This is a genomic window from Magnetococcales bacterium, assembly GCA_015231175.1.
Lineage (GTDB): Bacteria > Pseudomonadota > Magnetococcia > Magnetococcales > DC0425bin3 > HA3dbin3.
This window is the reverse complement of the sequence record JADGBZ010000141.1, coordinates 1-4,540: the sequence shown is the minus strand read 5'-3', so window position 1 is coordinate 4,540 and position 4,540 is coordinate 1. Positions and strand designations below refer to the sequence as shown.

At 59.6% G+C, this 4,540-nt stretch carries 3 protein-coding genes; all 3 read left to right on the top strand.

Features of this window, described 5'->3' with window-relative positions:
• The first annotated feature begins 287 nt into the window (after nt 1-287).
• Genes HQL63_15845 through HQL63_15835 form a run of 3 tightly spaced genes read left to right on the top strand, consistent with a single transcriptional unit; the run spans nt 288 to nt 4,313 of the window.
• Nucleotides 288-770: a ferritin family protein gene (locus HQL63_15845; GenBank protein ID MBF0178296.1), complete on the top strand. Its 483-nt coding sequence runs from the start codon at nt 288-290 to the stop codon at nt 768-770.
• 25 nt (nt 771-795) lie between these two features.
• On the top strand, nt 796-2,157 hold the full coding sequence (locus HQL63_15840; protein MBF0178295.1) for a glycosyltransferase: 1,362 nt from the start codon (nt 796-798) through the stop codon (nt 2,155-2,157).
• A gap of 2 nt (nt 2,158-2,159) precedes the next feature.
• Nucleotides 2,160-4,313, top strand: a complete 2,154-nt coding sequence (locus HQL63_15835) for an AMP-binding protein (GenBank protein MBF0178294.1) — start codon at nt 2,160-2,162, stop codon at nt 4,311-4,313.
• Nucleotides 4,314-4,540: the final 227 nt, after the last annotated feature.

The following is a 4,540-nucleotide window of genomic DNA, read 5'->3' as shown; positions in this document are numbered from 1 at the left end:
CCCTGACAAAGGCTTCCATGTCCAAGCTTTTCTTGCAAGGGTGGTGAATAGTTACCAAAAAAGGCCCAAGGGGCGGGCCGTGGTCCGCCTGCTGGCGCGTCTTTTTGCGCCGGAAGGCGGACGTATGGCAGGTTTGAAAAACAGGGATCGGTGGCACGCTCTTTCACATGCGATTGTCCCGGCGCACACCCGTAATGGAGTTGAAATCATCCATGAAGTATGCTTTAGTCCAGGGGTCTGCGGGAGATTGCCTTCATTTGCGCATCACGCTACAAAGGAGCCAGACTATGGAAAAGGCTGTCCAACTCTTGAGGGTTGCCATTTTAAATGAGATCAAAGCGTCTGCCTACTACGCCCAGGCGGCTGAGGTGACCACCAACGATGTGTCGCGCATGCTCCTATTGGAGCTGGCCAGCCAGGAGGAGGATCACGCCCGCCACCTGATCGACATGACCCGGGGGACACCCCTGGGGCACAAGTTTGATGCCGAGACCTATCTGCGGGAACTGGAAAAGGATCCGGAGGGCTCTCTCAGTGCCAGAGAAAATCAGGCGCTGGCCAAGGCCGATCCCCGGGGGGTTCTGGAAATTGCCATGCATATGGAGGCGGAATCGCGGGACAATCTGCGTGCCATGGCTGATGCCGTGACCGATCCTGCCCTGCGCAAATATTGTCTGGATCTCTCCGCCGAAGAGCAGTCCCATTTCAGCTCCCTGGAACGGGCGCTCAGCTCTCTGGACATGCCCGACGAGGATCGCCCCGCCCTGTGACCACGCTATCCTGCCGGGAAAAGGTATGAATTTTCCGGAGAAAATCCTCCTTTTATACGGTCATCATCGCGGCACGACGGCCAGTCTTCTGGACAAGGCCTTGCGCAAACGGGTGGCTGTTTTCTCCGTGGGTCCGGGGCAGGTTGCCACCGAGACCAGTTGTGCTTGCGACCCCACCACCTCCGTTCAGGAGATTCTTGCCACTTTGGCATCCTGGGAGGTTCCTTTCTTTCCCGATGTCATCTTCGTCATCGAGTCCGGCGTCAGGTTTTTTCCGGAAGGGTTGGAAGATGCCTCCCTGCCGTGCTGGTACTATTCGCTGGATCCGCATTTCAATCTCCACTGGCATGTCGAATATGCCAAGGTGTTCGACGCCGTCTTTGTCTCCTTCCAGCAATATCTGCAAAGCTTTCTCAAGACGGGGCATCCGAGTGTGCATTGGTTGCCGCACGGGTTTGACGCGGACTACTACCGCGATTATGGGACGCCCCGTGATATCGATATCGCCTTTGTGGGTGACATGAATCCGGAAGGTCGCCCACAGCGGGCCAAAAATTTGCACGCCCTGCGGGAGGCGGGTCTACAGACCCTCTTTACGGAAGGGATCTGGAACGAGGAGGTGGCGCGTCTCTACTCCCGCGCCCGGCTTGTCTACAATGACAATGACGCCCAGGTTTTCAATCCGCGCAATTTTGAGGGGTCGGCCTGCGGTGCCCTGGTGCTGGCCAATCCGGCCATCTCCCTGGAGGAGTTTTTTACCCCGGGTCAGGATATTCTGATTTACAACGACACCGGCGAGCTTTTGCGAGCCTGCCGGGAAATCTTGCGCCATCCGGAGCGTTGGGCCGCCATGACCCGGCAGGCCAGGCTGACAGCTGCGGCCAACAGTTGGGATGTGCGCATCAACCGCCTGATGGAGATTGTCTCCGGCCTGGATGAGGGTAAGCAGATGGTTTTTACCCGTCCGGACCGTATCAAGGCGCACGCCTTTGTCTATTTTCATCGTGGGTTGCCCGGGCAGACTGTTGCTTTGCTGGATCGTTTGCAGCAGGACGGTTTTCGGGACATGGAAATATACCTCATCAAGGCGTTGGCCCATATGTCCCATGATGCCTACGACGCCGCTGCCGGGGAGTTATTCAATCTTTTGGAGCTGGTTCCGCCCCCCGATCCCAACTATCTCCAGCAAATCGGGGATGTTTTGATCGGCGCTTTTGAACGAACCCACCACGGCCTGGGGGCCTTGCGCGTTGCCATGGTTTTGCCGCACCTCAGCTTTTCCCAACAGCAACGCCTGGCAAGGATTGTGACCGAAGCGCGTGTCGAAGTTCCCCGCGCCATCGCGGAAAAGTTGGGTATTGCGCCCAGTCGTCGCGAATCGGTGTGATCATGGTGTCAGGCGCTGTCACCCGCATTCTGACCCGACTTCTGCGGGTGGAGGGGGTCGGTTGGGAACGATTGCCCCGCGATGGCGGCTTTCTGGTTGTGTGCAACCACCCGGCGCGGCGGGATTGGCTCCCGGTCTCCCTGCTTGCCGTCACCAGGATGGCCCTGGCCCTGCCGGCAGAGGATTTTCCTGGTCCTTTCTGGCGCTTTTTTTTGCGTCTCTTTGCTGTTTTGCCGCGTCTCATTCCGATTGATCTCCAGCGTCCGGAGAGCTGGGAACCGCTCCTTGCCCACATGCGGGGGGGTGGGGGCGCCCTCTGTTTTCCCGAGGTGGTGCCTCAGCGTGCGGGACGTTTGGGGAAGGTGCATGATTGGCCGGTACGGGCAGCCTTGCAGGCAGGTGTTCCTCTGGTTCCCTTGCACCTGGAGGGTTCACAACGTTCCCGGTTTTTGGGGGGCGATGCCCCAGGTCGGCGCCGATGGTGGCCACGCCTGGTCATGACGGTCAGCCCGCCCTGGTCTCCCCGCATGCCGGAGGCAGACTTCTCGCCGCGTGAGCGTCGGAGCATGTTCAGCCGACAACTCGGTTTGCGCATGGAAGAGGCCGCTTTGGCCGGCAGGGCCCTGCACCGTACCCTTTGGGAAGCCCTGATCATCACCAACCGGGCCTATCCCGGGGGGGATTGCGCGATCAGCGATGGGACAGGACAGGCGTTGTCCCGGCGGTCATTGCGGTTTCGTTCCCTGTTGCTCAGCGCTCTTTTGCATCCCCACCTTCCCCCAGCTCCGGCCCCGGTCGGTTTTCTTCTTCCCACTTCCGTGGGGGGGGTGGTGACCCTCCTGGCCTTGCAGTTTCGGGGTTGGTTGCCGGTCATGCTCAATTTTAGCGCAGGAGCTGAACCTATGCTCCAGGCCCTGCGGATGGCCCATGTTCATGTTGTGGTCACCTCGCGGGTGTTTATTGCCAAGGCCGGTTTGGCACCGATCCTGGAGCGTCTGGGTACGACTTGTCGTATTCTCTACCTGGAAGATTTGCGCCGTCACGTCGGAACCGGCGCCATGCTTCAGGCTCTTCTGACAACCCTGGCGCCGCTGTGGGTGCATCGTCGTGTGACGCCCTGGATCCAGATGGAGCACCCGGCCCTTCTGATGTTGACTTCCGGTTCCGAAGGCGTTCCCAAGGGGGTTTTGCTCTCGCACCTGAATGTTTTGGCCAACTGCGCCCAGGTCAGGACACGCCTCGATTTTGATGCGCAGGACACCCTGCTCAATGTCCTTCCCCTGTTCCATGCCTTTGGTCTGACCATGGGGACATTGGCTCCTCTGCTGGCCGGGGTGACTATCCATCTGCTCCCGTCTCCCCTGGATTATGAGGGTATCCCGGCGCTTGCCCGCAGCATGGGCGCCACGCTCCTGGCGGGCACGGACACCTTTCTGAACGGGTATGGCCGCGCTGCCCATCCCCTTGATTTTGCCAGCTTGCGTTTTGTTTTTTGTGGTGCTGAACCTTTGCGGGAGCGAACCCGGAACCTGTGGATGGACAAGTTTGGCATCCGCATTCTGGAGGGGTATGGCGCCACGGAAGCAAGTCCTGTCCTGGCGGTCAATGCCCCATTTGCCCATCGTGTGGGTTCCGTTGGTTGTCTCCTGCCTGGTTTGGCTTATCGCCTGGAACCTGTCCCCGGTTTGCAACACGGGGGACGGCTCCAGGTTTGCGGTCCCAATATCATGCTGGGATATTTGTCCGCCGATTCCGCTGCCAGAGGGCTTGTTGCGGGGTGGTATGACACGGGGGACGTGGTCCGGGTCGATGCGGAGGGGTTTGTCTTCATCGTGGGCCGGGTCAAACGGTTTGCCAAGGTGGGGGGTGAGATGGTCTCCCTGGCTGCGGTGGAGTCCCTGGCGTGTCAGGTTTGGCCCGAAGCGCTGCATGCCGCCATCGCCATGCCTGATCCACAAAAAGGCGAGCAGGTCGTCCTGGTCACCACCCAGGGCAACCCTCAGCGTGCATCCTTGCTGGAACACGCCCGGCACGCAGGTGTGGGGGAGATCCATCTGCCCAGAAAGATTCTCCATCTGGAGAATATGCCCTTGCTGGGAGTTGGCAAGATCGACTATGCCACTCTTCGGAACCATATCGATGCCGGACCGGTTTGACGCCCGGCGAACGGTGTCGCCATTCAGCGCCCTTTCAAGTCCAAAGACAGCTTTGACATGCAGGGTTTTGTCAGGGCCTCGCCCCGATTCAAGGACAGCTTTGACATGTCATGTAGGGTTTTGTCAGGGCCTCGCCCCGATTCAAGGACAGCTTTGACCTGTCATGTAGGGTTTTGTCAGGGCTTCGCCCCGAACCCCACCAGGGGGAAGGGCACAGCCCTTCCCCC